The 24,864-nt window shown below is 59.1% G+C and carries 22 protein-coding genes and 1 tRNA gene; 14 read left to right on the top strand and 9 right to left on the bottom strand.

The genetic code is table 11. From position 1 onward, the window contains the following. Nucleotides 1-29 precede the first annotated feature (29 nt). The 3 genes from HMPREF3158_RS01380 to HMPREF3158_RS01370 are packed head-to-tail and all read left to right on the top strand — an operon-like array spanning nt 30 to nt 889. Complete coding sequence (locus tag HMPREF3158_RS01380; RefSeq protein WP_061920217.1) at nt 30-221, top strand: DUF4244 domain-containing protein; 192 nt, start codon at nt 30-32, stop codon at nt 219-221. 3 nt (nt 222-224) lie between these two features. Continuing rightward, a complete protein-coding gene (locus tag HMPREF3158_RS01375; protein WP_070497011.1) occupies nt 225-569 on the top strand; it encodes a hypothetical protein in 345 nt (114 codons plus the stop codon). Then, complete coding sequence (locus HMPREF3158_RS01370) at nt 569-889, top strand: Rv3654c family TadE-like protein (RefSeq protein WP_061920222.1); 321 nt, start codon at nt 569-571, stop codon at nt 887-889. Before HMPREF3158_RS01375 ends, HMPREF3158_RS01370 begins: the two co-directional genes overlap by 1 nt. Here the strand turns inward: HMPREF3158_RS01370 and HMPREF3158_RS01365 are convergent. After that, on the bottom strand, nt 886-3,249 hold the full coding sequence (locus tag HMPREF3158_RS01365) for a DEAD/DEAH box helicase (RefSeq protein WP_061920224.1): 2,364 nt from the start codon (nt 3,247-3,249) through the stop codon (nt 886-888). The two genes, HMPREF3158_RS01370 and HMPREF3158_RS01365, sit on opposite strands and share 4 nt — an antisense overlap. Before the next feature lie 186 nt (nt 3,250-3,435). Here HMPREF3158_RS01365 and HMPREF3158_RS01360 point away from each other — a divergent pair, with 186 nt between their 5' ends. Beyond that, nucleotides 3,436-3,639 carry a cold-shock protein gene (locus tag HMPREF3158_RS01360; protein WP_061920226.1) on the top strand — a complete coding sequence of 68 codons (204 nt, stop codon included), beginning with the start codon at nt 3,436-3,438 and terminating at the stop codon, nt 3,637-3,639. 49 nt (nt 3,640-3,688) lie between these two features. On the opposite strand, the gene HMPREF3158_RS01355 is transcribed toward HMPREF3158_RS01360, so the two are convergent. Further along, the gene (locus HMPREF3158_RS01355) at nt 3,689-4,318 is read right to left on the bottom strand and encodes a DedA family protein (RefSeq protein ID WP_062044397.1); all 630 of its coding nucleotides are present in this window, start codon (nt 4,316-4,318) and stop codon (nt 3,689-3,691) included. A gap of 280 nt (nt 4,319-4,598) precedes the next feature. Between HMPREF3158_RS01355 and topA the strand changes: the two genes are divergently transcribed. Beyond that, a complete protein-coding gene (gene topA, locus HMPREF3158_RS01350) occupies nt 4,599-7,562 on the top strand; it encodes a type I DNA topoisomerase (protein ID WP_070432339.1) in 2,964 nt (987 codons plus the stop codon). 2 nt (nt 7,563-7,564) lie between these two features. Beyond that, nucleotides 7,565-8,224 carry a hypothetical protein gene (locus HMPREF3158_RS01345; RefSeq protein ID WP_062036127.1) on the top strand — a complete coding sequence of 220 codons (660 nt, stop codon included), beginning with the start codon at nt 7,565-7,567 and terminating at the stop codon, nt 8,222-8,224. On the opposite strand, the gene HMPREF3158_RS01340 is transcribed toward HMPREF3158_RS01345, so the two are convergent. After that, the gene (locus HMPREF3158_RS01340) at nt 8,172-9,440 is read right to left on the bottom strand and encodes a DUF418 domain-containing protein (RefSeq protein ID WP_235591324.1); all 1,269 of its coding nucleotides are present in this window, start codon (nt 9,438-9,440) and stop codon (nt 8,172-8,174) included. The genes HMPREF3158_RS01345 and HMPREF3158_RS01340 overlap by 53 nt on opposite strands. A gap of 60 nt (nt 9,441-9,500) precedes the next feature. Next, nucleotides 9,501-11,033: an adenylate/guanylate cyclase domain-containing protein gene (locus HMPREF3158_RS01335; protein WP_049147246.1), complete on the bottom strand. Its 1,533-nt coding sequence runs from the start codon at nt 11,031-11,033 to the stop codon at nt 9,501-9,503. Here HMPREF3158_RS01335 and HMPREF3158_RS01330 point away from each other — a divergent pair. From HMPREF3158_RS01330 to HMPREF3158_RS01320, 3 genes are all read left to right on the top strand, one after another. After that, on the top strand, nt 11,032-12,279 hold the full coding sequence (locus HMPREF3158_RS01330) for a DNA polymerase III subunit delta' (RefSeq protein WP_083291022.1): 1,248 nt from the start codon (nt 11,032-11,034) through the stop codon (nt 12,277-12,279). The two genes, HMPREF3158_RS01335 and HMPREF3158_RS01330, sit on opposite strands and share 2 nt — an antisense overlap. A 102-nt stretch (nt 12,280-12,381) precedes the next feature. Next, nucleotides 12,382-12,457: transfer RNA gene (locus HMPREF3158_RS01325), tRNA-Thr, on the top strand. Between the two features lie 193 nt (nt 12,458-12,650). Beyond that, nucleotides 12,651-13,166, top strand: a complete 516-nt coding sequence (locus HMPREF3158_RS01320; protein WP_034969882.1) for a ClbS/DfsB family four-helix bundle protein — start codon at nt 12,651-12,653, stop codon at nt 13,164-13,166. Here HMPREF3158_RS01320 and HMPREF3158_RS01315 read toward each other — a convergent pair. The 5 genes from HMPREF3158_RS01315 to HMPREF3158_RS01295 form a co-directional block, all read right to left on the bottom strand. Further along, a complete protein-coding gene (locus HMPREF3158_RS01315; protein WP_062036122.1) occupies nt 13,135-14,730 on the bottom strand; it encodes a recombinase family protein in 1,596 nt (531 codons plus the stop codon). The genes HMPREF3158_RS01320 and HMPREF3158_RS01315 overlap by 32 nt on opposite strands. A gap of 2 nt (nt 14,731-14,732) precedes the next feature. Next, nucleotides 14,733-15,974, bottom strand: a complete 1,242-nt coding sequence (locus HMPREF3158_RS01310; protein ID WP_062036120.1) for a recombinase family protein — start codon at nt 15,972-15,974, stop codon at nt 14,733-14,735. Nucleotides 15,975-16,385: 411 nt separating this feature from the next. After that, a complete protein-coding gene (locus tag HMPREF3158_RS13075; RefSeq protein ID WP_062036117.1) occupies nt 16,386-16,940 on the bottom strand; it encodes a hypothetical protein in 555 nt (184 codons plus the stop codon). Nucleotides 16,941-17,434: 494 nt separating this feature from the next. Then, nucleotides 17,435-18,016 carry a hypothetical protein gene (locus HMPREF3158_RS01300; protein WP_083291023.1) on the bottom strand — a complete coding sequence of 194 codons (582 nt, stop codon included), beginning with the start codon at nt 18,014-18,016 and terminating at the stop codon, nt 17,435-17,437. Between the two features lie 136 nt (nt 18,017-18,152). Next, nucleotides 18,153-19,391: an MFS transporter gene (locus tag HMPREF3158_RS01295; RefSeq protein ID WP_049146084.1), complete on the bottom strand. Its 1,239-nt coding sequence runs from the start codon at nt 19,389-19,391 to the stop codon at nt 18,153-18,155. Between the two features lie 246 nt (nt 19,392-19,637). Between HMPREF3158_RS01295 and HMPREF3158_RS13070 the strand changes: the two genes are divergently transcribed. The 5 genes from HMPREF3158_RS13070 to nagE all read left to right on the top strand — a co-directional run bounded on the left by HMPREF3158_RS13070 (nt 19,638) and on the right by nagE (nt 24,815). Beyond that, nucleotides 19,638-19,853, top strand: coding sequence for a hypothetical protein (locus tag HMPREF3158_RS13070; protein ID WP_235590986.1), 216 nt, complete (start codon nt 19,638-19,640; stop codon nt 19,851-19,853). Beyond that, nucleotides 19,832-20,515 (top strand): alpha/beta hydrolase family protein, encoded by a 684-nt coding sequence (locus HMPREF3158_RS01290; protein WP_235590987.1) that lies wholly within the window; start codon nt 19,832-19,834, stop codon nt 20,513-20,515. Before HMPREF3158_RS13070 ends, HMPREF3158_RS01290 begins: the two co-directional genes overlap by 22 nt. Before the next feature lie 177 nt (nt 20,516-20,692). Further along, a complete protein-coding gene (locus tag HMPREF3158_RS01285; RefSeq protein WP_070497008.1) occupies nt 20,693-21,850 on the top strand; it encodes an N-acetylglucosamine-6-phosphate deacetylase in 1,158 nt (385 codons plus the stop codon). 19 nt (nt 21,851-21,869) lie between these two features. Then, the gene (nagB, locus tag HMPREF3158_RS01280; protein ID WP_046647861.1) at nt 21,870-22,649 is read left to right on the top strand and encodes a glucosamine-6-phosphate deaminase; all 780 of its coding nucleotides are present in this window, start codon (nt 21,870-21,872) and stop codon (nt 22,647-22,649) included. Nucleotides 22,650-22,691: 42 nt separating this feature from the next. Beyond that, nucleotides 22,692-24,815 carry an N-acetylglucosamine-specific PTS transporter subunit IIBC gene (nagE, locus tag HMPREF3158_RS01275; RefSeq protein ID WP_070497005.1) on the top strand — a complete coding sequence of 708 codons (2,124 nt, stop codon included), beginning with the start codon at nt 22,692-22,694 and terminating at the stop codon, nt 24,813-24,815. Nucleotides 24,816-24,864: the final 49 nt, after the last annotated feature.

Raw genomic sequence — 24,864 nt, 5'->3', positions numbered from 1 at the left:
CAATTCACCCACAAGGAAAGGAAGAGAACATGCACAAGATTGCTGCTCAGATTAATACCGCTTTCAAGAATGACGACGGTATGTCCACCATCGAATACGCCATGGGTTCGCTGGCCGCTGCGGCCCTTGCGGCTGTGCTCTATGCCGTCATCAACGGCGGCCAGGTGCCAGACGCTATCGAATCCATCATCACTGACGCTTTGTCTAACACTCCGGGTTAAACAATGCGGCGCTGTTATCTTCACATCGTTCGGCGCCTTAGCAGCGACACCGGTTCGGTCACCATTGAGGCAGCCCTCGGCTTGAGCTCTTTGGTCATCGTTGCGGCCGGTGCCGTTGCGGGTGTCGCGACGATGGCGGCCCACCTGGCGGCTGTCGACGCCGCCGGTGCCGCTGCGCGTGCATATGCGATAGGCGAGGACTACTCCCAGGAGAAAGTAAGCGTCGACATCGCTGAAAGGGGTGGCCTCGTCACCGCACAAGCCACCGTGCGCTCGCCGTTGGGGGAGATGAAAGCGCAGGCAGTGTTTCCGGCCGAGATAGCGGGTTCGGCGGGAGGTGGGCAGTGATGTGCCGCAAGGACGCTGAGGCTGGCTATGCCACCGTGGTTAATGCGGGGATCATCGTTGCCATCGTCTCCCTCCTCTTGGTCGTTGTCACCGTGGCTAGCCGCGTGGCAGCGCGCCATGAGGCGCAGGTTGCCGCCGACATGTCGGCGGTGGCGGCCGCGTGGGAACACGCAAAAGGCCAAGACGGGTGTGCTGCGGCGCGGGAGACCGCGCAGCACAACAATTCCAGTGTTAGGCAGTGCCGCGTGGTCGAGCGCGATGTCATCGTCACTGTCGCCGTGAGGCGCGTGGAGGCGGTGGCTCGGGCTGGTCCGGTCTAGGTCTCGGTGGGCATGGGCCCTGACTGCGTCATCGTCACCAGTGCACCAAGCAACTTAATGGCACCGGCCTTATCCAGCGGGTTGTTGCCGTTGCCGCACTTTGGTGACTGCACGCACGAGGGGCAGCCTGCCTCGCACGGGCAAGAAACCACCGTTTCATACGTGGTGGCTATCCACTCCGGGAAGCGGCGGAAGCCTTCATCGGCAAAGCCAGCGCCGCCCGGGTGACCGTCGTAGACAAAGACCGTAGGCAGACCAGTATCCGCATGCTGCGCCGTGGACACGCCGCCGATATCCCACCTATCGCAGGTAGCAATCAGCGGTAGCAGGCCAATCGCCGCGTGCTCCGCCGCGTGCAGAGTGCCCGGAGTATCGGCGGCGCTCACACCCATTGCTGCAAGCGCCAGCGGATCAATGGTGTAGGCCACCGCACGGGTGTGCAGGCGCTGCTGCGGCATGTCCAGTGGAATGTCATCGCCAACCGTGCCGTCGGGCAGGCGCACCTGGTAGCCGGTTACTTGGTCGACTACCTCCACTTCTACGTTGGCCACCCACAGCCCCGGCGCATAGTTGATGAGCTCATCGGCCTCGCGCACGATGCGGATATCCGTAGTCGAGCGCGGGGTCGTTGTATATTCCGGCGTCTTCGGCTTTGCCAGCGCCAGGTAGTCCGCAAAGTACAGCTGTTCAATTACGTAGCTTTCGCCCTGATGCAGATACACCGCGCCGGGGTGGACCTGGCTGGCGGCGCGTCCAGCGTCGATGGTGCCAAGCAGGCGGCCGTCGGAAGAATCCACGATCATCACTTCCTCGCCCGCGCCGCCGCGCAACGATACCGCCGAGTGTGCGGTCTCCGGGGTGAGCTCTTCGCCCGCCGGGATGGGCGCTGCAAACCAGCCACGGTCGCGGCGTCGCAACAGCCCGCGCTCCGCCAAGGAATGGACAACCTCCTGCGCACCCAGCTGGGCGATCTCCGCATCTTGCAGCGGCTTTTCCACCGCCGCGCAATAGACATGGCCGAACAAGATATAGGGATTTGCCGGGTTAAACACGCTGGCCTCCACCGGCCTTCCCAGCAGGGCCTCCGAATGATTCACCAAGTAGGTATCCATCGGCTCGTCGCGCGCGACCAAGACCACCACGGAGCCTTGCCCGCGTCTTCCCGCGCGGCCCGCCTGCTGCCAGAAGCTAGCCACCGTTCCCGGAAAGCCCGCAATGACCACGGCATCAAGGCCGCCGACGTCAATGCCTAGCTCCAGCGCGGAGGTGGTGGCGACGCCGAGCAGCGTGCCGTCGTCAAGCGCGTGTTCTAACTTGCGCCGGTCCTCAGCTAAGTAACCCGCCCGATAAGCCGCGATGCGACGGGCGAAATCGGGACGTCCGAGGGAACCAGATAGCTCCTCCGCGGTGCGCAAGGCCACCGTCTCCGCGGCGCGCCGGGAACGCACAAAGGTAAGAGTGCGGGCGCCTTCTGCCACCAAAGTCGCCATCATCCCAGCCGACTCGGTGGTTGCGGCATAGCGCACGGGAGCGCCATTTTCGCCCTCCGCGCCATCGATGAACCCGGGCTCGCAAAGAGCCACCGTCCGCGCGCCCGTGGGCGCGCCGTCTTCTGTGACCGCAACCGTCTCACGCCCGGTAAGGCGCTGCGCATGCAGTGCTGGGTCCTTCATCGTGGCCGAGGCAGAAATCACCACCGGATGCGCGCCATAGTGCTCGCATAAGCGCAGCAAGCGGCGTAAAACCAGCGCCACATTCGCGCCAAATACTCCCCGATAGGAGTGGCACTCATCTACGACGATGAAGCGCAAGTGCCGCAAGAAACGCGCCCAGCGTTGATGCGAGGCCAGCATCGACATGTGGATCATGTCTGGATTCGAAAAGATAAAGCGCGCGTCGTCCCGGATGCCGGCTCTGGATTCGGTGGGCGTATCGCCGTCATAAGGCGCCGCGACCACACCACGCAACTGCTCAATCTCACGGCACATCTGCAAAACCGCGTGCAGCTGATCCGAGCCCAACGCCTTAGTGGGGGTGATATACAAAGCGCACGCGGTGGGCTCTTCCGCCAGCCTGGTCAGGATGGGAAGTAGGTAGCCTAAAGATTTGCCGGAGGAAGTGCCGGTGGCGACCACGACGTCGTTGCCCCGCCATGCTTCTTCGGCCACTTTAACCTGGTGCGAATAAAGCTTTGCCACGTCATGGCCCTGCAAATAGGTTTTAAGCCCCGGCAAAACCCAATCTGGCCACGGACCGAATTGGGCAGGTTTTGCCTCTAAAGTGGTGACGGAAGTAAACGTTGTTTCATCGAAGCGGCGTTGCAGCAGCTCGACTAATTCTTGGCCGAGGGGGTTGGGCACGCTACCCCCTTTCTAAAAAGATTTACGTGGCGAGCTATCGCCAGCTAACCAAACGTGCCACACTGGGTGCTAGGCCGATAAATTCTTGGCTCAGTGTTTTTCTTTTGGTTAGTGCTGGCGAAGATTTGTTTTCCACAATCCACTTTGTCCACTACTAGTAGACACTTACATAGAAGGTTAAACACCATGGCACAAGGCACCGTCAAGTTCTTCAACGCAGAAAAGGGCTACGGCTTTATCGAGATGGAAGATGGCTCCGGCGACATCTTCGTTCACTACTCCGAGATTCAGGGCAGCGGCTTCCGCACCCTGGAGGAAAACCAGAAGGTTTCCTTCGAGGTCGCCGAAGGTCAAAAGGGGCTGCAGGCCCAGAACGTCACCGCCCTTTAAAACGCGGCGTTTAAAAGCTCACACACGGCCCCTTTAAGCCTTTAAAGGCTTAAGGGGTTTCTGCATATCCGCGGCGGGTATCCCACCACTCGAGCACCGCATTCTGGGCCTTTTGTAGGCCAAAGCCGATGATGACGGCGGCGATGATGCTGACAATCATCGCCACGGCAGGAGAATCCGAGAAGGCCTTGCCACCCACGAAGCCAATGGCCAGCGCCTGCGCGGCCCAGATGCTGACGCCGATGATGTCGAAGAAGAAAAACAGCGGCCAAGGATAGCGCATCGAGCCCAACAGGATGGTCATGAAAAGGCGGGCCGAAGGGATAAAGCGGGCGATGATAATCGCCGCGCCACCGCCGCGGCGCATGTTGCGCTTGACCCAAGCCAGGCCCTCGTAGGCCTTGGTGCCCTTCTGGACGCGATTGACCAGCGTCATCAGGCGGGTGCCGAGCAGGAAGCACAGGTTATCGCCCACGATGGCGGCCAGAATTGCCACGAAGAACATCATGGGGATGTGCGGGTAGCCCTGCGAGGCCGACCATGCTCCAACCATGTTGAGCGGGATCTCTGAAGGCAGCACTGGGAAGAAACAATCGAGGAAAATCAATGTTCCTACCAGCGGGTATACCCATTGGGTTAGCATGACTACTTCGATCCATGCGGTGACGGATGCAACCATCATTCCTCCCCATCGGGTACGCGATTCGTGTTACTGTGCCTGTTACTGTGCCCAGTTACTGTGACAAAGCGTCCAGTATAACCGTGCATGTCTAAAGGCAGCAGGTAAGGCAGCGCAGCTGCCCTAATAAGTACAGAGTAAAAGAACTTCTGTACGCTATTGCTCAATTGCCTTTTGATTGTGCTCGTTTAACGTAGCGTGAACAAAGGGCGTTGTATAAGCGTTGTAGAAGCAACGTGTGAGCGACAAGTGATCGCATCATCGAAAGGGATGAAGTCGAGTGGCAGAAGTAGCCGGGAAAACCCTGGTCATCGTCGAGTCGGCGACGAAGGCTAAGAAGATCCAGCCCTACCTAGGCGACAATTACATTGTTGAGGCCTCCGTGGGACACATTCGTGATCTCCCACGTGGCGCCGCCGACGTCCCGGCGAAGTACAAGAAAGAATCCTGGGCGCGCCTCGGCGTCAACCCCGAGGATGACTTCACCCCGCTCTATGTCATTAGCCAGGACAAAAAGAAGAAGGTCGCTGACCTTAAAGCCAAGCTGAAGCAGTGCGATCAGCTCTATCTCGCAACAGACCCCGACCGCGAGGGTGAGGCGATTGCGTGGCACCTGCTTGAGGTGCTTAAGCCAAAGGTGCCGGTGCGCCGCATGGTCTTCAACGAGATCACCAAGTCCGCCATCTTGGAGGCGGCAGAAAACACCCGTGAGCTCGACGAGAACCTGATCGATGCGCAGGAAACCCGCCGCATCCTGGACCGCCTTTATGGCTACGAGGTTTCGCCGGTGCTGTGGAAGAAGGTCATGCCGCGCCTTTCTGCCGGCCGCGTGCAGTCCGTTGCCACCCGCGTCATCGTCGAGCGTGAGCGTGAGCGCATGGCGTTCATCTCCGCCGAGTACTGGGATCTTACCGCTCGCCTGCACAGCGAGAAGGCTGAGGCGAAGGAAGTTTTCGATGCTCGTCTGACCGCCATCGACGGCAAGCGTGTTGCCCTAGGCCGTGACTTCGATGATTCGGGCAAGCTCAAGAGCGACGAGGTGGTCGTCGTCAAGCAGGCGCACGCACAGGCGCTTGCCGACGCCCTGAAAGGCGCCGCTTTCTCCGTCACAAGCGTCGAGCACAAGCCATATACCCGCAAGCCTTATGCGCCGTTTATGACCTCGACCCTGCAGCAAGAGGCGGGCCGCCGCCTGCACTACACCTCCGAGCGCACTATGCGCATTGCGCAGCGTCTTTACGAAAACGGTCACATCACCTACATGCGTACCGACTCGACCTCGCTGTCTAAGCAGGGCCTGAACGCGGCGCGTGGCGCGGCTAGCTCCATCTTTGGCGCGGAGTATGTCGCTGATTCCCCGCGTATCTATGACCGCAAGGTGAAAAACTCTCAGGAGGCCCACGAGGCGATCCGCCCGGCGGGCGAAAAGTTTGCCACCCCGGGCGAGCTGTCGAGCCGCCTCGATGCCGAAGAGTTCAAGCTCTACGAGTTGATTTGGAAGCGCACCGTGGCCTCCCAGATGGCAGATGCCAAGGGAACCTCCATGAAGGTCACGGTGGCTGCGAATGCGAAGACCGCCGAGGGCGCGCAGGACGTTGAGTTTTCTGCCACCGGCCGCACCATTACCTTCCCGGGCTTCCTGAAGGCCTACGAGGACGTGGCTAACAAGAATTCCGACGGTGAGTCCCGCCTGCCGCACCTCGACGAGGGCGACGCGCTGGCCTCCCAGGAAGTTTCCGCTGACGGTCACTCCACCAACCCGCCGGCGCGCTATACCGAGGCCAGCCTGGTTAAGAAGATGGAAGATTTGGGCATTGGCCGTCCTTCCACCTATGCCTCCATCATCAAGACCATCCAGGACCGCGGCTACGTGCTCTCGCGCGGCAACGCGCTTGTGCCATCTTGGGTTGCCTTCGCGGTCATCGGCCTGATGGAAGACAACTTCACCGAGCTGGTGGATTATGACTTTACTTCCTCGATGGAAGACGAGCTCGACGCGATTGCCGCTGGTAACGAGAACGGTACCGAATGGCTCAAGGGCTTCTACTTCGGCAATGCTGAGGCCAAGGAGCAGAAGGCGGATTCCATCGCGCGCCACGGCGGCTTGAAGTCCCTTATCGATATCAACCTTGAGGCCATCGACGCTCGCAAGGTCAACTCCTTGCTGCTCTACACCGACTCGGAAGGCCGCGACGTCTTCGTGCGCGTCGGCCGCTATGGCCCGTACATCGAGCGCGTGGTGGGCACGGCCGAGGACGGCACACCGGAGTATCAGCGCGCCAACCTTTCTGAGACCACCACCCCGGATGAGCTGGGTGAAGAGCTCGCTGAGAAGCTCTTTGCCACCCCGCAGGGCGGCCGCGAGCTGGGTGAGAACCCCGCCAATGGCCGCATGATCGTGGCCAAGGAAGGCCGCTTCGGCCCGTATGTCACCGAGCAGGTGCGCGAGGATGAGCGCGAGAAGGCTGAGGCCGAGGCCCTCGAGGTGGTCAAGCAGGAGCGCGAGGCTGAGGATAAGCAGCGCGCCGAGGAAGGCAAGCGCGCCAAGAACTGGGAGACCAAGACTGCGGAAAAGCAGAAGGAAAAGCGCATCGCCGAGTACATCGACGAAAAGCTCAAGCCTGGCACCGCTTCGCTGTTTAGCTCCATGGAGCCTTCTTCGGTCACCCTGGAGCAGGCCCTGCAGCTGCTTTCCCTGCCGCGTGAGGTGGGCGTGGATCCTTCCGATAACGAGGTCATCACCGCACAGAATGGCCGCTATGGCCCGTACCTGAAGAAGGGCAGCGATTCCCGCTCGCTGGCTAACGAAGAGCAGATCTTCTCCATCACCTTGGACGAGGCGCGCCGCATCTACGCGGAGCCGAAGCGCCGTGGCCGCGCCGCCGCGCAGCCGCCGCTGAAGCAGCTGGGTGACAATGACGTCTCCGGCAAGCCGATGTCCGTCAAGGATGGCCGCTTTGGCCCGTACGTCACCGACGGCACCACGAATGCTTCGTTGCGCCGCGGCGACGATCCCGCAACGCTTACCGACGCCCGTGCCAACGAGCTGTTGTCCGAACGCCGTGCCAAGGAAGCCGCGGATGGTGGTAAGAAGAAGACCACCAAGAAGGCTGGTAAGAAGTCGACCAAAAAATCGACTAAGAAATCCACGAAGAAGGCAACCAAGAAATCCACGAAGAAGTCGACGGCGAAGAAGCCTTCGCCAGGCACTAAGAACGTGGTCAAGGCAGGCAGCCGCAAGTAGCGATGGACTTCCTGCAACGCACTGAACAGGGCGCCGCCGCGCTGTGGCGGGCGGTATATCCCGCAATCACCGATCCCGCCGGCCACCCCGCGTGCCTAGGGTTTCTAGCCGCCGGGGAGGCCAGCGCTTGGGCGCGCATCTTCGGGTTTGAGCCCCGGCTTCTCGACGCCGCGGTAATAGCTACTCTCTGCACCCAAACGGCGAACCCGGTGCTGCGCGGTGGCCTTGCTGCCGGTTCGGTGGGCCAGTACTGCAAGCGCGGCGAACCGAATGCTCTAGGCATTGCCGCCATTGCCTTGCATCACGGGGCTTATCTGTATCTTTTGCGTGCGCAGCGCAACGACAAGCTGGGCTGGGGCCTGCGCATCGGCGCGTGGGCTGGCGGTCTTGCCGTATCTAAGGGCCGCTACCGCGCGGCCACCGCAGTGGCTGGTGCGGCTGTTGCCGCCACTTCGGCGCTCGCAGGGGATCCAGCCTTGCGCGCAGACGCCACGAAGGGCGCGAGCCACGGCGCCAACCTCATCCTCTTTTCAGAGGGGCTTACCCTTGCACGCACCCTGCCCGTCAACCCGCTGCGCGATAGCCGCCTGCTGGGCGCCGCCGAGGCCGCTAGCCGCGTGCTTGGACATTTCCTTCTGGTTGATGCACTGGAGCGCCACTGACGGGTGATTCAATGCCGCTAGGCGGCTGCCTTTTTAGTTCTGGCCGCATCGTCTTGCCATAAGAAATTCGGCGATGCAGCCACTCGAACGGGCCCGGCTTGCCAAAGTATTCGAGAAGGCAGGCCAGCAGCAGAGTGAGCAGCCAGTTGCCCACCGCCAACAAGGCCAAGCCGGAGGCATAGAACTGGGAGCCGATGTTCAAGGTGAACGGGAAAATCACCGCGAAGAAGATGATCGACTGCATGATGTAGCCGCTCATCGAGCGCTTACCCAGCGCACTAAATGGCCACAGCCACCAGGGCAGTGTTTGCACCTTCTCTAGCACCAGCGCGAGCATCGCCAGGATGCCCGGGCCGGTAATCACGCCGACGAAGGTGTTGAGCTGAAAGAAGGCCCCCTCGGCTTCCGCGGGGAGCACGCCGATAGTAGCAAGACCCCACGGCAGGCCCACGCCCAAGATGATCACTGCTGTAATGCCCGCCCAGATGCGCAGCTCGGCGCGGTGAGACGCGACGTCGGCAAGCGTGCCCTGGCGCGCCCACGTAAAGCCCACCAACATGATGGGTCCGTACATGAGCATGAACGGCCCGGCGCTAACAGCCTGCCCCAACAGCATCAATAATCCATCCAGCACCAACTTTCCATAGGATTGGGGAAGCTCGGAAAAGTTGACGTAATTCATGCCTAATTCCGGAACCAAAAGCGTAAGCACAAACGCACCGATTCCAAGGACCGTAATGATGGTCAGCAGGGTATAAGCGATCTTCTTGAGAGTTTTATCGTGCAGGGAAATAAACATGCTGATGACCAAAGCACAGCAGCCGTAGAAAAACATGATGTCGCCATAGAAGATAAACACCAGGTGGATAATGCCGAAAAGGGCCAGGAAGCCGTAGCGCTTGATGATGACCATGCGCGCTTGGCCGAGCGGGAAGCCGCGGCGCCAAAGGCTCAGGGTGATAAGCCCAATACCGAAGCCCAGGAGCGTGGAGAACATCGGCAAGCCGCGGTTATGCGCGAACATCGCGGTAAAGAGCACGGTTGCTTTATCCCACGCGTTGCCGGAATCGATGCCGCCGAAGTACTGGCCGTCTGGATGGGAGGTGGTAATCCACCCAGTGCAGACGTTGGCTAGGGCGATGCCGAGAAGAGCCATACCACGAGCTACGTCGGGCACGATCATGCGAGGTCGAGACTGAGACACTGCGGAAGTCATGGGGCGCATGTTACAGATTTTATGAAATAAATTCTCGGTTACTGCGCCGCTATTGCTCCGCTATTGTTCCGCGCGTTCAGCAAGCGTGGAGCGGATAGGGCGTGCCAGGCGTGTCATGCGGCGTCGTCCGCGCAGCTCAATGGACTTCATCATGGTCCAGCGGGCTTGCTCTGCCTCGTTGGCACCGCGCAGCGTGGCGGAGTTGGTCAGGACCTGGCCCGGAGTGTCCTTGGCCAGCTCGGTCAGGCGGGCCGCCTCGTTTACTGCATCACCAATGACGGTGTACTCAAAGCGGTCCGCGCCGCCGATGTGGCCGGCCACCACGTGACCCGCCGCGACGCCGATGCCTGCCTGCAGCTCCAAGCCACGTAGCTCCTGACGCAGCTCGCGCGCCGCCTGCAGCGCCATGGAGTTAGCGTCGTAGACGTTAAGCGGAGCGCCGAATACGGCCAGCGCGGCATCGCCCTGGAACTTGTTGATGATGCCCTTGTTGCGGTGCACCACTTCGACTACGTGCTCGAAGAACTTGTTGAGCTCTTCGACGACCTCCTCTGGGGTGTGGTTGACCGCGAAGGTGGTGGAGCCGATGACGTCGATGAAAAGAACGGCTACCTTGCGGTCCTCGCCGCCCAACTCGGGGCGTTCCTCCAGTGCGCGCTGGGCGACCTCGATGCCGACGTAGCGGCCGAAGATATCGCGCACGCGTTGACGCTCGCGCAGGCCGCGCATCATTTCATTAAAGCCTGCCTGCAACACGCCCAACTCGGAACCGTCATAAATATCGACCTGCACATCATTTTCGCCGCGGCGCACGCGGTTGATTGCATCCTGTAGCTCGACGATGGGGTCAACGACGCTCATCATCGCGAAGACGGTGCCAGTAAAACCCGTTCCCAGGGCGGTCAGCGCTAGGGCGATGACCGCGGGCATGATGTCGTTGGCGTTATCCGTGAACATGCCGGTGCGCTGGCCCACGAGCACCAGTGCGATTCCGACGAGCGGAATGCCGGAGGTCATTACCCAGGTATAGATGAGGCGGTACTTAATCGGCGGCTCCAGAGTGGAGTCCTCGAAGCGGCGGGCCACTGCCTGCGCCGCCACGGGGCGCACGAGGCGTTCTGCCTGCAAGTAGGTAAGCAACACCACCAACAGGCCGGCCAAGGTCGTGGAAACTCCCACGACTAGGCCCAGACTGCCGGAGGATTGGGTGGCGATGATGATGGCCAAGACGATGCCAATGATCCACACCAGGCCGGCCACTGCGGCTTGGTAGATGGGGATGCGCAGCACCAGGTTGCGCACCATGTTTGGATCGTGGGCTTCGGGATTGCGCTGCCAGTCCAGCACCGGCCGGAAGAGTAACAGGGTTACCGAAATGCCGATGAGCACGGCGAAGGAAACATAGAGGACGCCGATTAACGCTAAGTGCGGGACGTCGGAAGTAAAGTCCTTAATCTCCGGCATCGGCAGGAAGAAGACCACGAAGGTCATGATCGCCACGGCGCCTAAGATGTTGGATCCCAGAACGAGCGTGGCGTACATAGGCCATTGGGTGCCCATGAGCCAGCGGGCGCCACGCAGTAGTCTGTTCATGATTTATTACTTTAGTTATCCCAGTAGGCTAGGGCGAGTGAATACCGGAAGCGTTGCGCAACGATTGGCAGATACCCCAGCAGTGGCCCAGACCATCTTGGCCGCAGCTCGGGCCGCCCGAGGTGAGGGGGATCTGCGGGCGATGAGTCATTCTTGGCTGCTTACGGGTCCTCCCGGGGCGGGCCGCTCTTTGGCGGCGCTGTGCTTTGCGGCGGCGTTGATGTGCACGAGCAAAGACGAAAACGGGGACCCCGGTTGCGGGCAGTGCGCGGCCTGCCGGGCGGTATTGGAACAACAAAAACACACCGACCTAGTTTTCGTCGATCCTAAGGAACAATTCATCACTGTCGGCGAGGCCCGCGATGTCATCGGCCGTGCGGCGAGCCTGCCCAGCGTGGCGCCGTGGCGCGTGGTTATCTTCAACAAAGCCGACCGCCTGCGCAACGAGGCCGCCAACGCTTTGCTGAAAACAGTGGAGGAGCCGCCGGAGCGCACCGTCATCGTCATGGTGGCTCCTTCCGAGGACCCACAAGATTTCTCCCAGACCCTGCGCTCGCGGTGCCGCCACCTATATATTCCTTCGCCCAGCGTGGAAGGCGTGGTCAAACAGCTCGTCGCCGAGGGCGCCAGCGAACACGATGCTCGCCTGGCCGCCGTCACGAGCCTGCAGCACGTGGGCCGTGCCCGCCACCTGGTACAGGATGCGGCCGCACAAAAGCGTCGCGCCATGGCCATCAACCTGGCCGAAGACGTCTTCCACGGCTCCCAGGCCTTCCAATCCGTTACCGCTCTGCTGAAGTTCATTGAGAAGGACGCCAAGGATTCTCACGCTGAATCCGAAGAAGCGGAGCGCTCCAAAATTGAGCAGTCCTTCGGCATCGGCGCCAAGGGTAAGGGAGCAAGCAAGGCGCAGCGCGACGCCCGCAGTGCCCTGAAAGAACTGGAGGAGCTCCATAAGAAGCGCGCTAAACGCCGCATCGCCGACGGCCTCGATATTGTCCTTGTGGATCTTGCCGGTATCTACCGCGATGCGCTCATGCTCAAAGTTGGCGCTGAGGTGGACATGACCCACCCGGACTTCGCCGGCCTGGCGGGCGAACTTGCTCAACGCGTGAGCGAGGATGGGCTGCTTGCCGCTCAGTCCGCCATCCGTACCTGCCGCGAGCAGCTGCCGCAGAACGTCACCCCGCAGGTGGCTTTCGACGGCATGATTGGCCGCCTGCGTTTGGCCTGCGGTGCGCGCTAGCGTGCACGTGTGCTGCGCGTGTAGTGCGGGTGGTGGCCCGATTTCTTTCTTAGCCCGGGCCTAGGCTAAACTTTCACGCGGTGCATCTTCCCGTTGCGCCGTGCCGCCTTAGCTCAGTCGGTAGAGCATCTCACTCGTAATGAGAAGGTCGCGAGTTCGATTCTCGCAGGCGGCTCCACTTAGACGTCGGATTTGATAAGTACCCTTTTGCGTTAGCGAGTATCGCTTAGGGGGGTGTGAAAAATCGCTTGCGTTAGCGGGTTTGGGTTTTGCGTTAGCGGGTATCTTGTTTGCCCTAGTAAAATGCGTATTCAGGGTTTAACGCGCTAACGAAGCGTTAAACCTAAGGCCGTTTCACGAGGAGGTGTGTGGTGAGATCGTATGCGTCCGGCGATGAACTAGCCGCAGAGATTACTAAGCGTGGCGAACTTTTTATCGGCGAGTTCGTAGGCGTTCCTGGCGATGGTTGGGACCGGCTGGTTGACGGTGTTGACCGCACGCCCCGGCAGATGATCGCCTACCAGCTTGGCTGGATGGAATTACTGCTCGGCTGGGAACGTGACGAACAAGCCGGTCTTGACGTGGTGACTCCGGCACCTGGTTTTAAGTGGAATCAACTGGGCGGATTGTATGAATCGTTCTACCAACGCTGGGAGCAGGTATCTACTGAGGATTTGATCGACAGGTTCAAGATCCTGCTTGGTGAGATAGTCAAAATGGTGGGCGGTCTAACCGAATCAGAATTGTTTAGTTCGGGTCAGCGTGCGTGGGCTTCTTCCACCCCGTCGGCGTGGCCGGTGTGGAAATGGGTGCATATCAACACCGTCGCGCCATTTACGACGTTTCGCACCAAAATCAGGAAGTGGAAGAAACTGGCAGCCTGCTAGCAATAGGCACGGTGATTTCAGTGCCGATTCTGAAGACGAACTGGATCTCGTTGGCTCCGATAACGGCATGGTCGATAAGCGCTGTCCACTGGGATGGTTGAAAATGCTGGATGGGCTTGTCGGCCAACTGGGTGTAGGCGGTTTTGATCGCAGTGGCCTTGGCACTCTTGGCAGCAATCTCGGCCTCGATGGCTTGTTTGCGGCCCAGGGTTTTCTGGTATCGCGCTTCTAGCTGGGTGTAGCGGGCGAGGTATTGGTCCTGGTCTTGCGCTACCCGCTGATTTTCTGCAACCAATGATTCAATCTCGCTGGCAAGAGCGCGGATTTTCTCGTCTAGGCGCTTGGACTCCGCTTCGAGCTGGTCTGTATTAAACATGGCGTCGATGACCTGTGGTAGGTGGCTTTGTCCGCGATATTGTTCAGCCAGCTGGTTTAGCGCGGCGAGGAACGCGGTCTGGATTTGCTCATCACGCAAGGTAGCGGTCTGGCAGGGACGGGGATGGTCGTATTTTTGGTTGCACCGCCAGATCGTGTGCTTGTATTTAGTGTTGGATGCCCAGGTTTTGCGTCCGTACCAGGATCCGCAATCTGCGCATTTGAGTCGGCTGGCAAATAGGCCGATTTTGGAGCTGTTGGTTGCGTGGCGGGTGGCCAACTCGTATTGAACCTGATCCCAGACGGGCGCATCAATAATCGGCTCGTGGTTTCCGGTGACGTAGTATTGCGGGACTTCGCCCTCGTTTACTTCGATTCGTTTGGTTAGGAAGTCAGCGGTGAACGTTTTCTGGAGCAGGGCGTCGCCTTTATATTTCTCATTGGTCAAGATGGAGCGCACGGTTGAGGTGGACCAGTTGGTTTTACCTCGCGGAGTCAAAATACCGCGACGCTGTAGCTCGGCACGGATTTCGGTGATCGATGAGCCGTCTAGAAACAGCTGGTAGATCAAGCGCACGGTCGGGGCTTGAGTCTCATCAATAGCGAGGTTACCGTCAGCGCCTTTCTTATATCCCAGTAGCGAGGAGTAGGGCACCATGACTTTCCCATCAGCGAAGCGTCTGCGATGTCCCCAGGTGACGTTCTCAGATATGGAGCGAGATTCTTCCTGGGCAAGACTACTCATGATGGTGATGAGTAGTTCGCCTTTAGAATCAAGGGTCCAGATGCTTTCTTTCTCGAAATACACCTCCACACCGGCTTCTTTTAGCTGTCGGACGGTGGTCAGGGAGTCGACGGTGTTACGAGCAAACCGCGAGACACTCTTGGTGAGGATCAGATCAATTTTCCCGGCTAACGCGTCGGCGATCATGGCTTGGAAGCCCTCACGGTGTTTGGTAGAAGTACCGCTAATGCCTTCGTCGGCATACATGCCAGCAAACACCCAATCAGCACGCGATTGGATGTGGACGGTGTAGTAATCGATTTGGGCTTGATAGCTGGTGGCTTGTTCTTCCATATCGGTGGACACCCTTGCGTAGGCTGCCACCCGGCGTTTGGAGCTAAAACCTGAAAGCGCGCTGTCGTGGATGCGTGTCTTGGTTGCTGGTATCGCGGTAACCGTAGCCACTGTTATTCTCCTTCCAGCTGGGCCAGCGCAATGACTGTCTGGCGCTGATCGTCATGGGTGAAGATCAACTTGTCTTTCATGACCGTGATGCAAGATAGGCGGGACATGATTTCTTCCTCATTCCACTTAGCCAGCGTGAGGATCTTGATTACTGTTTGTTTGAGTCGGGTTTCTTTGAGATCCGGCCCACAAGTATTGCCTTGCCCGAGGCATGCTCCCCAGCAACGCCAAATCTTGTAAGCACCAGCCTTTCGGTAGCGGGTTTTACGCTGATAATTCCTGCCACACGAGGCACACTTGATCCTGGAAGTAAAACAGCCCGTGGCAAGCGAAGGCGTGGCAGCAAGACCAAGCCTGCGGCGACGCGCTAACTCTGTTTGTACTTGTTGGAAGGTCTCTGTGTCGATGATGGCGGGATGGGAGTCTTCAACCCAGTAGCGCTCCAACTCGCCATTGTTTTCTACTTCTCGTTTGGCGCCGATAGCGGGGATGAAGGTTTTTTGAAGCATCTGGTTTCCGGTGTAGCGCTCGTTTTCAAGGATGCGGCGAGCAAGATTAGGCTCTAAGGGTTCACCGGTTAGAGAACGGAAACCTTCAGCGTTAAGTTGAGCCACAGTTTTCTCAGGCGATATCCCTGCCAGGAAGCTGGTGTAGATGCGTCTGATGGCTTCGGCTTCGCGCGCCTCGATGTGGAAGCGTTCTCCGTCCCAGCGGTAGCCGTAAAGCACAAACGAATTCGTTTTGCCTTGTTTGAAACCTTGCCTAATCGCCCACTTCACATTCGCTGACAAAGAAGCAGACTCTTCTTGGGCAAACGAGGCTAGCAACGTCAGCAGTAGCTCACCGTCAGCGGTGGCAGTGTCGATATGTTCACGCTCAAAACGGATAGAAACACCCAAGTTCTTGAGTTCGCGCACGATACGAAGCAGGTCGAGCGTGTTGCGGGCAAGCCTGGAGATCGACTTGCACAACACAATATCCACCCCGCCATTCCTGGCGAGCTCCATCAAGTCTGCTAGGCCTTGTCGGCCGCTGGTTTTGGTGCCAGTGATTCCCTCATCGGTGAAAACTCCCGCGTAGACCCAGCCGGGGGTGGATTGGATGAGTCGCGAATAATAAGAAACCTGGGCGGCGATAGAGGACAGCTGGCGCTCCCTTGCTGTGGATACCCGCGCGTATGCTGCGACATTCACCAGCTTCACTCTCACTGGCTTGGCTGGCGTCACCTGCTCGATCTTCGCCACTATTCCTCCTCACCTCTAAACTGATCGGTGCTTGTGTCTATACACGCTCTAAACATGGCGTTTATCCAGTCAAAACCAATAATTTTCGGCGCTGATAAACCGGCCGACACATCTCCGCCAGTTGGGCGTACAAGGCTTCGTGCTCGCTAGCACTGATCACCCTGTTCGTTGCAAGACAGGCAAGCATTGTGGCATCGCGAATAAAGCCAAGTTTGTGGGGCACTGTTTCGGAGAACCGGGCTATAGTGAGTGTTTTTGTGTTCATGGAACCGAGCATGCCTGGTTTGAAAACAGGAATCCTGACTTCGAAAGCTCAATTGAAATGCCTAGTAAAAGCGGGTTTATCTCTCAGGGCATACAGAAAAAGCCCCACGATGGGGGCTTAATCCGAACTTTCAAAGTTTTCGAGTTTTAGAAATCTCGATACTTGCTTCCCAACGGAGGAAGATTCCGGGCTTCAAGGAAGCAGTTAGCGTTGTAAAGATCTGTTCCGGGGAACCGTTCCAAAATCGTAAGATAGGTTCGGTCGGGATCTTTCAGCGCGTTGAGGGAAATTCCGGCCTTTTTCATGAGCTCCTGGGTGGCGTGCGATGTAAGTCCTAAACCAACCGCGATAGCCATCAAAGTGTCACGCTTCATCGTCTGCTGCTTTCCATTGGCTATCTTGTTGTAAAGGCCGTCATAGAGACCAGTTTTCTCACTGAAGGTTTGCGGATAGTTGATGCCCTTCAACTTCAGTAGCTTGACTAGCGTTTCGCAGAGATCCAAGCGAACAGACCCGATAATCTCTTCTATTTGGATTTCTTCTTCAAGCGTGGAGTCCATTTTTCGTGCAGCTGAAGCCCATGCTTTTTGATGGTCATTGGCGTCATACGAAGTGATGTTGGCGACACCACAATCCGCTGGTGTTGCGTCAACTTCTACTTGGAAGGAGCTGGTCCTTGTGGTCAACTTCAAGCAGATCATTGCGATGTGCCTTGATGGTGCTAGCTAGGCGCAGATCACACACGCATTGGGGTGTTCACGACGGGAAGTATCCCGTGCAAAGAAAGTCATCTCTGATGAGGGTTTGACTTCAGAGATTTTCCGTCAGCTCCCGCCGGGGTGGTTTGATGATCGATTCAGTGATGGCCGGAGTAAGAGGTCTTTGTCCTATGACCTGCTGTATCTCGGCGGGGCATGTCGGCGTCAACGTCTAGGGGTATTGAGCAGAGTGATATTTAGCCCGCTGCGTTCGGCTTGGTCGATGTGGATTTGGTCAGGAAACCAGGATGAGGCCGCCGATCCAGCTAAGGAAACGGACGGGGCCTATCGGTGCCAAATGGTGCCAAATGGTGTCAAATGGTGCTAAATGGTGCCAAATGGTGCTACCCTAGTGTTATTGCCACCTGTTACGACAGGATCGGAAGAAGACCCTGGGACCCCAGCCGGACGACTGGACCCAGGGTCTTCGTCTGCCTCTAGAGGGAATCCGGGGTGGGACGGTTGAGGATCACTTTCTCGTGCAGCTTCTCCCAGTACTGCTCTTCCCCTAGATGGACGGAGTTCAGTGCTCCCAGAACGGCATCTGGAATCCAGAGCAGGGGATCATCGCCACCGCGTACGTGTCGCAGTCGGATGCCAGCACTTTGTCCCTGGCCCTGCAGCGCAACTATATGGGCGACGTCTCGCCTGTTTTGTGCTTCTTGCCGGCTTTCCAAAGTGACGTTGTGGACGTGCATCTCGGAGAGCTCGAAGTACATCTGCTCCAAGCATTTCCTGCGGTGCCTCTCCGTCTTCTTGCTCACTTCACTCCGGTGGGTGATGATCGCTTGCATGGAGTCGATCTCAGAAAGGGTGTCCACGATTTTTCGGCGTCGGCTATTACGTTCGTCGGTCCAGTGAAGTTTGACCTGGCCAGGAAGTCGTAGTGGACGCAGCTCCTCGCGTATTTTTTCCAAGTCTTGAGTGTCGATGATGGCTGCACACACCATGTACTCCTGCCGGTCTGGGGGTCTAAGGGCGGAGGACTCATCGATGTAGGCGACTAGCTGTGATTCCACCCTGAAATTGTAGCCCGTCCGGGCCGACGCACCCCTCGGCCCGGTACCAACTACCCGGAACACGGCAGTACCGAGTCCCCAGAACACCGGTACCAAAAACTCGCATCTGACAGTAGATTTACTACAGAATTGAATGCTATTTGTTGTCGTAGTCTTGGTCACCGGAGGCACCGTACATGGTGGTCTTCAGAATTGGCCCCAGAGTGAGGATAGAGGTGCCAAACCCTGATACGACAAGGGCCGCAGCTGGGCCGATGGCACTTACAACAGGTGCCCCGATGATGTATCCAATAAGCATTGCGGAGCTGTTAATTGAACCCATCGTAGAAAGGGCTTTGGGTTTCACTTCATCAGGTACGGATCCGACAACGATTATGCGTAGTGCGGCCACCTGAGCAGCATTGCAGACTCCGCCCAGGAGGAAACATGGGATGCAGAGCCACAATGAGGGAAATAGTCCAGGTAAAGCTATGAAACACCCCATAGCGAATCCTGCCCCGGCCAGGACTTTCCCAGCGTTCTGTGAGTGAAGGCGAGCTGAAAGCCGTGCGCCAAAGATGCGGCCCACGATAAATGCTTGGGCAATGATGGCATATAACGTACCGCTGACGTGGAGGGTCTGTGTCGCATAGAAGACAAGCGAAACGTTGAAAACCGAGGTGCAGATAATTGCTCCCCAAATGCTGGTTAACGCGGACCGAGCGCTTCTATTCTTCAGCAAAAGGGAAGGTGCTTCGAGGACCTTCTGGAGAAAACTCGGTGAAGAATCTTTGGTTTCTGAATGAAGCAGTGTTTTCGGGGGCGAGGATTTATAAAGGAAATAAAAAGCAAGTAGCGAGACTCCAACGGCGCAAGCTTCAACGAAGAGCGCTGTCTGCAGGTTTCTTTGGTCCAGTAGTAATCCACCTAGAGGTGGTCCAAGGAATCCACTGCCAAGTCGGGCTGTGTCCAAGAGGGAGAAGGCTTTCGCCTGCTGTCCTTCGCCGACCTGAGAGTCAGCGATGGTGAAAATGGATGGAATTGACAGTCCGCTTAAGCATGCGGTGACGAGATTTCCGACAATGAGGATCAATGGCTCTGGATAGGCTGCCATTGATAACAGGCCCAGAAGATCTAAGAAGAGTGCAGCAAGCGCAATGTGATAGCTGTTGAATTTGTTGAAGAGTGGGGCCAGAAAGGGGACTGCAAAAACTTGAGCGCAAGTACCCGAGATGAAGATGCTTGCCACCAACAGTTCGCCTTTGTTGAGTTCGGCGAAGTGGAGTGAAATCGAGAGGCTGGTCATTGACCCGCACACTGACAATAAAAAATATGTGGCGGTCAAGGTGTAGATAGATGAAAGTCCTTCGTCACCACTGTTTCTAGGGGGATGCATTTAGGCTGCAACTGTTTCGTTGCCCTGGCCGCTGAACGGACCTGAACCTCCTACTGTGACTACTTCGGAAAGCGTTTCGGAGGTAAGCATTATTTCTCCCATATGTGATGACGATTACATACAACAAGGTAATGATGTGAGTCTCTCATTTCAAGGGCGTAGCGGAGGCAGCTCTTGCACTGTGTACAGGAAAAAGTAGTGCTAGCGCTAGTGACCTTCGCTCTCGTGCGAAACACAATACAGAGCATGAAAAAGCTTGTGGTTGGCATGATTGCCGTGGTGGCCGTGATTGTGGTGGCGTTTGTAGGGTTTGTGGGATTCATGCAGTGGGTGGACGCAGACAGCGTGACCGGTGATGACGGCGTGGCTGCCGGATATAGCGCTGAGACAGGTGGCCCGCTGGAAGCGTCGTTTGCGGGCGAGGGCCGCACGAGGTCGACGTGCGGCGTGATGGCGACGTGACCATCGCGGCACCGACAGGCGCGGGACCGTTTCCGGCGGCGGTCATGGCTAATGGCACGAACACGCCGCTGAGCAGCTACCTGCCCGTGGCGGAGCACCTGGCTAGTTGGGGCTTCGTGGTTGTCGGCGATGAGACTCCCCACACAGGTACAGGAGAGAATGTCGTGCACTTGATTGAGCGCTTGCCGGAACTGGATTCTCGTGCGGACCGATCACGAGTCGGCATTTTTGGCCACTCACAGGGTGGTGCGGGTGCCATCAACGCTGCGGCCCACACGGAGGTAGCAGCTGTGTATGCGGCGAGCCCGGCCTCCCACAAAGTGGCACAGTCCAATGACTGGGACTACAACACGGCTGACGTAGAGGAACCGCTATTCCTGATGACGAGCGATGGCCGTTCGGACCGCTGGCTTGTTAGTCCGTGGTCAGACTTGCAGGAGAACTTTGAATCAGCTGGTGGTCCGGCAATCATTGCCCGCCGCCTGGGCGCGGACCACAAGGACGTTCTAGAGTTCGGGGACAGTTACGCCACCGCGTGGTTCCGCTACATTCTTGCTGATGATCCTGATGCGAGAGATGTGTTCGTTGGCACCTCACCAGCGGGCGCCGGTGAGCTAGCGAGCAACGCGCTTTGGGACCGAGTGGTCACCCGCGGCTGGTAGCTCGCCGGGCCTTTCGACATTCCGCGCGGTGCACCTAACGCGCTAAAAGCCATCTGCGCTCACACACCCCCTTCGGAGGAAGTGTGGTTCACAAAAATTGGTAGCCCTGATAAATCTCAAGTGAATTGTCAACCGGGCTGCGCCACGTCAGCCCGTACAAGCGGGACCGAATGAACCATGCAGACAAAGGAGAAAGGCCACGTCGAGGGCCTCTATATTGATGAAAACTTCGAGCTGCGCGCTGGGGCCGTCACGTTCGGGGAGAGTATTGAGGGCATAGTGCTTGGCGACGTCCCCCAAGCCGAGGCTGCCTGGCGCGCCGGGGACTCGGATGCGTTGCTGTGGGTGCCCGGCTTCGTGGACCTACACAACCACGGCGGCAACGGCGGGGGATTCCCCAACGGCGACTACGAGCAGTGCCTAGCCGCCGCCCGCTTCCACCGCGCGCACGGCACAACGACACTGCTGGCCAGCTTGGTCTCCGGCACGCAAGAAGAACTCTGCGCCCGGGCGGAGCTTTTAGCCCAGCTGGCTGAAGAAGGCGAGATCACCGGAATCCACATGGAGGGCCCCTTCATCGCTGCGGCCAAATGCGGCGCACAGGACCCATCGCGCATCGTGCCCGGTGACCCGGACTTCTTCCGCGCGGTCATCGCCGCGGCCCGCGGCCACCTGCGTTCGATTACCTTCGCGCCGGAAACGGAGAACGTCGACAAGCTGCTCGACGTCTGCGCGGAGCATGGCATCATCGCCAGCCTGGGCCACACCGAGGCCGATTATGACACCACGCTGAGCGTTATCGCCAAGGCTAAGGAGCTCGGCCTGACCGTGACTGGAACGCACCTCTTTAATGGCATGCCTTCTATTCACCACCGCGCGCCGGGCCCGGTAGCGGCTTTGCTCACCGCAGCGAAGGCGGGGGATGTGTCCGTCGAGCTCATCGCAGATGGTGTGCATCTTGTTGACGGCGCCGTGGACATGGCTCACAGTCACCGCGCCTTCGCCATCACTGATGCCATGGCGGCGGCCGGCATGGCCGACGGTGACTATGAGCTGGGTTCGCTGCCTGTCACCGTGAGCGGGGGAGTCGCGCGCGTGCCCAGCGGTGCTATCGCGGGCGGCACCTCTACATTGTCCCAGCAATTCGCCAGCTTCGCCGAGCGCCATGGTCTGGGCGAGGCGGTGCGTTTTACCTCCACCACGGCAGCCGACGTGTTGGGGGAGACGAATCTAGGCCGCATCGCGGTTGGCGCGCGCGCCAACCTGGTTGGCCTTAACTCTCACTACCAACCGGTGCGCGTCATCGTCGACGGCGCGGACATCCCACTCTCTTAAACACACAGGAAGGCATCTCATGGAAATCCTCATCCGCTCCACGCCGGCCGAAGTGGCCGTGGAGGCCGCTGACATCTTCGCGCACTACGCCAACGCCGGCGCCACCTTGGGCCTGGCCACAGGATCGACCCCGGTAGCGATGTACAAGGAGCTCATTACGCGCCATGAGCGCGGCGAGGTGAGCTTTGCCCGCAGCCGCGCATTCCTGCTTGATGAATACATCGGGCTGGAGCGTACCCACGAGCAGTCCTACTATTCCACCATCCGCCGCGAATTCACCAGCCACGTGGATTTCGATGATGACCTGGTAAAAAGCCCCGCTGGTGACTCCGATGACCCCGCCACCGCCGCGGCCACCTATGACAAGGCCATCCGTGATGCCGGCGGCGTGGACATCCAGCTGCTGGGCATCGGGGCCAACGGGCACGTCGGCTTCAACGAGCCGTCGAGCTCCCTGCAATCACGCACCCGCATCAAGACGCTGCACCCGCAAACCGTGCAGGACAATGCCCGCTTCTTTGACAACGAAGACGAGGTCCCGCGCCACGTGCTGACCCAAGGATTGGGCACCATCAGTGAGGCCCGCCACCTGCTCTTGTTGGCCACTGGCAGCAACAAGGCCAGCGCGGTCCACGCCATGGTGGAAGGCCCGCTCTCCGCGCACTGCCCCGCGTCGATCCTGCAGTGGCACCAGCGCGCCACGGTGATCCTCGATGAAGCCGCCGCCTCCCAGCTGGAGGACCGCGAGTACTACGTTTTCGCGGACAAGCACCGTCCGCACCGCCCACTCTTTTCCTAAAAACTCCATCTAATTCCTTACTAGTGTGAAAGGACTCCTCGCATGAAAATCGATGTCATGGGGCCGCTGCAGCGGCTCGGAAAAGCCCTCATGGGCGCTGTGGCGGTGCTGCCCGTCGCGGCGATCCTCAGTGGCGTTGGATACTGGATTTCCAGCGCGGCTGGCCCGGATAACCTCGCCGCCCAGCTGCTGATCAGCTCCGGCGATGCGGTCCTGGCCAACCTGGGCTGGATCTTCGCCATCGCCATTGCCTTCGGCCTGGCCAAGGATTCCAACGGTGCCGCGGCACTCTCTGGCTTCCTGGCCTTCGCCACGTTTATGAAACTGCTCGGCCCCGAGGCCGTGGCCGGCTACCGCGGCATCGAAGACCCCACCGCGCTGACCGGCGATGAGGCCCTGGAATGGGCCGCGGAAGGCTGGAACGCCGTGGGCGGCGGCAACGTCCTCTTCGGCATCCTCGCCGGCGTCATGGCGGCCTGGGTATATAACCGCTTCCACGGCACCAAGCTGCCGGATTTTTTGGCTTTCTTCTCAGGACGGCGCCTCGTGCCGATTCTTACCGCCGTCATCGCCATAGTGATTTCCGGCATCCTCTACTTCGTGTGGCCGTTCATCTACAACGCGCTCTTTAACTTCGGTACCTCCATCCAAGGATTGGGCGCGGCGGGCGCCGGTATTTATGGCGTGGCTAACCGCCTGCTCATCCCGACCGGCCTGCACCACGCGCTGAACTCCGTCTTCTGGTTCGATGTCATCGGTATCAATGACATCGGCAACTTCCAGGCCGGTCAGAAGACCATCGAGGCAGCCGCTACTGCTACCTCCGCCGCCGATTGCCCGGGCATTTGGGCCAACGGCCAGTGCACGGTCGAGGGCGTCGTCGGCCGCTATCAGGCGGGCTTCTTCCCAGTCATGATGTTCGGCTTGCCGGGCGCGGCACTCGCCATGTACCTGCGCGCGGATAAGAACAAGCGCAAGGTCGTCGGTTCCCTGATGGCCGCAGGTGCTTTGGCCTCCTTCTTCACCGGCGTGACTGAGCCGCTGGAGTTCTCCTTCATGTTCGTCGCCCCGCTGCTCTACGTGGTGCACGCGCTGCTGATGGGCCTGTCCGTCTTCATCGCTTCCGCCATGGATTGGACCGCCGGCTTTGGCTTCTCTGCCGGTTTCGTGGACATGTTGCTCTCCTCGCAGAACCCGCTGGCTAATAAGTGGTACATGCTGCTGGTCATGGGTGTGGGCTTCTTCGCCCTGTACTTCGTCATCTTCTACTTCCTCATCGGCTGGCTCAACCTCAAGACCCCGGGCCGCGGCGAGGACGATGCGGTAGCAGATTCCATGGAGGATTCCGCCACCGGCGATGAGAAGACTGCTCGTGATGCCGCCCGCATCATCGAGGGTCTCGGCGGCAAGGACAACATTGACTCATTGGATTACTGCACCACGCGCCTGCGCGTCGGCGTGAAGGAGCAGGCGCTTGTCGACGACTCCGTGATCAAACGCGCCGCCGTCTCCGGCGTCATCCACCCCTCCGAGAAGAGCGTCCAGGTCATCGTGGGCCCGGCCGTGCAATTCATGTATGACGAGGTCAGCCACCAGCTGCGCCACGGCTCCCCGGCCCTGGCCACGACTGGTGCAGCGAGCGCGGCAGGTGCTGGAGCCAGCGCCGCTGCCGCTCAGAGCGGAAGCGGTGATGCCGCTGGCGTCGACGTGCGCACCCCGTTCGCCGGAGACGTTGTCGAGCTCTCCCAGGTCCCGGATGCGTCCTTTGCGCAGGGCATGGTGGGTGAAGGCTTCGCGGTGATGCCTGATGCCGTCGATGCCTTCGACGTCTGCGCCCCGGTAGACGGCACCATCACCATGATCTTTAAGACGCGCCACGCCTTCGGCATGAAGACCGCGGATGGGCTGGACCTGCTCATTCACATCGGCATCGACACCGTGGAGCTCAAGGGCGAAGGTTTCACCGCCCTGGCTAAGAAGGGCGATACCGTCACTGCCGGCACGCCGATCATCGCGGTGGAGGCAAGCAAGCTGCGCGAGCGCGGCGTCAACCTCATCACCCCGGTGGTGTGCCCGACGGCCAAGCAGGTCGCCGGAGTCGACATCGCTCGCGAGGGCCATGCCCTGCCAGGCGAAGTCGCAGCAACCGTCAAGCGCAGCAGCTAGCCGGCTGGATTAAATCCCAGACACAAGAACTGCCCGAGTTGCCAAAAAC

The organism is Corynebacterium sp. HMSC06G04 (assembly GCF_001807365.1).
Lineage (GTDB): Bacteria > Actinomycetota > Actinomycetes > Mycobacteriales > Mycobacteriaceae > Corynebacterium > Corynebacterium simulans.
This window is presented reverse-complemented; position numbering and strand designations above follow the sequence as displayed.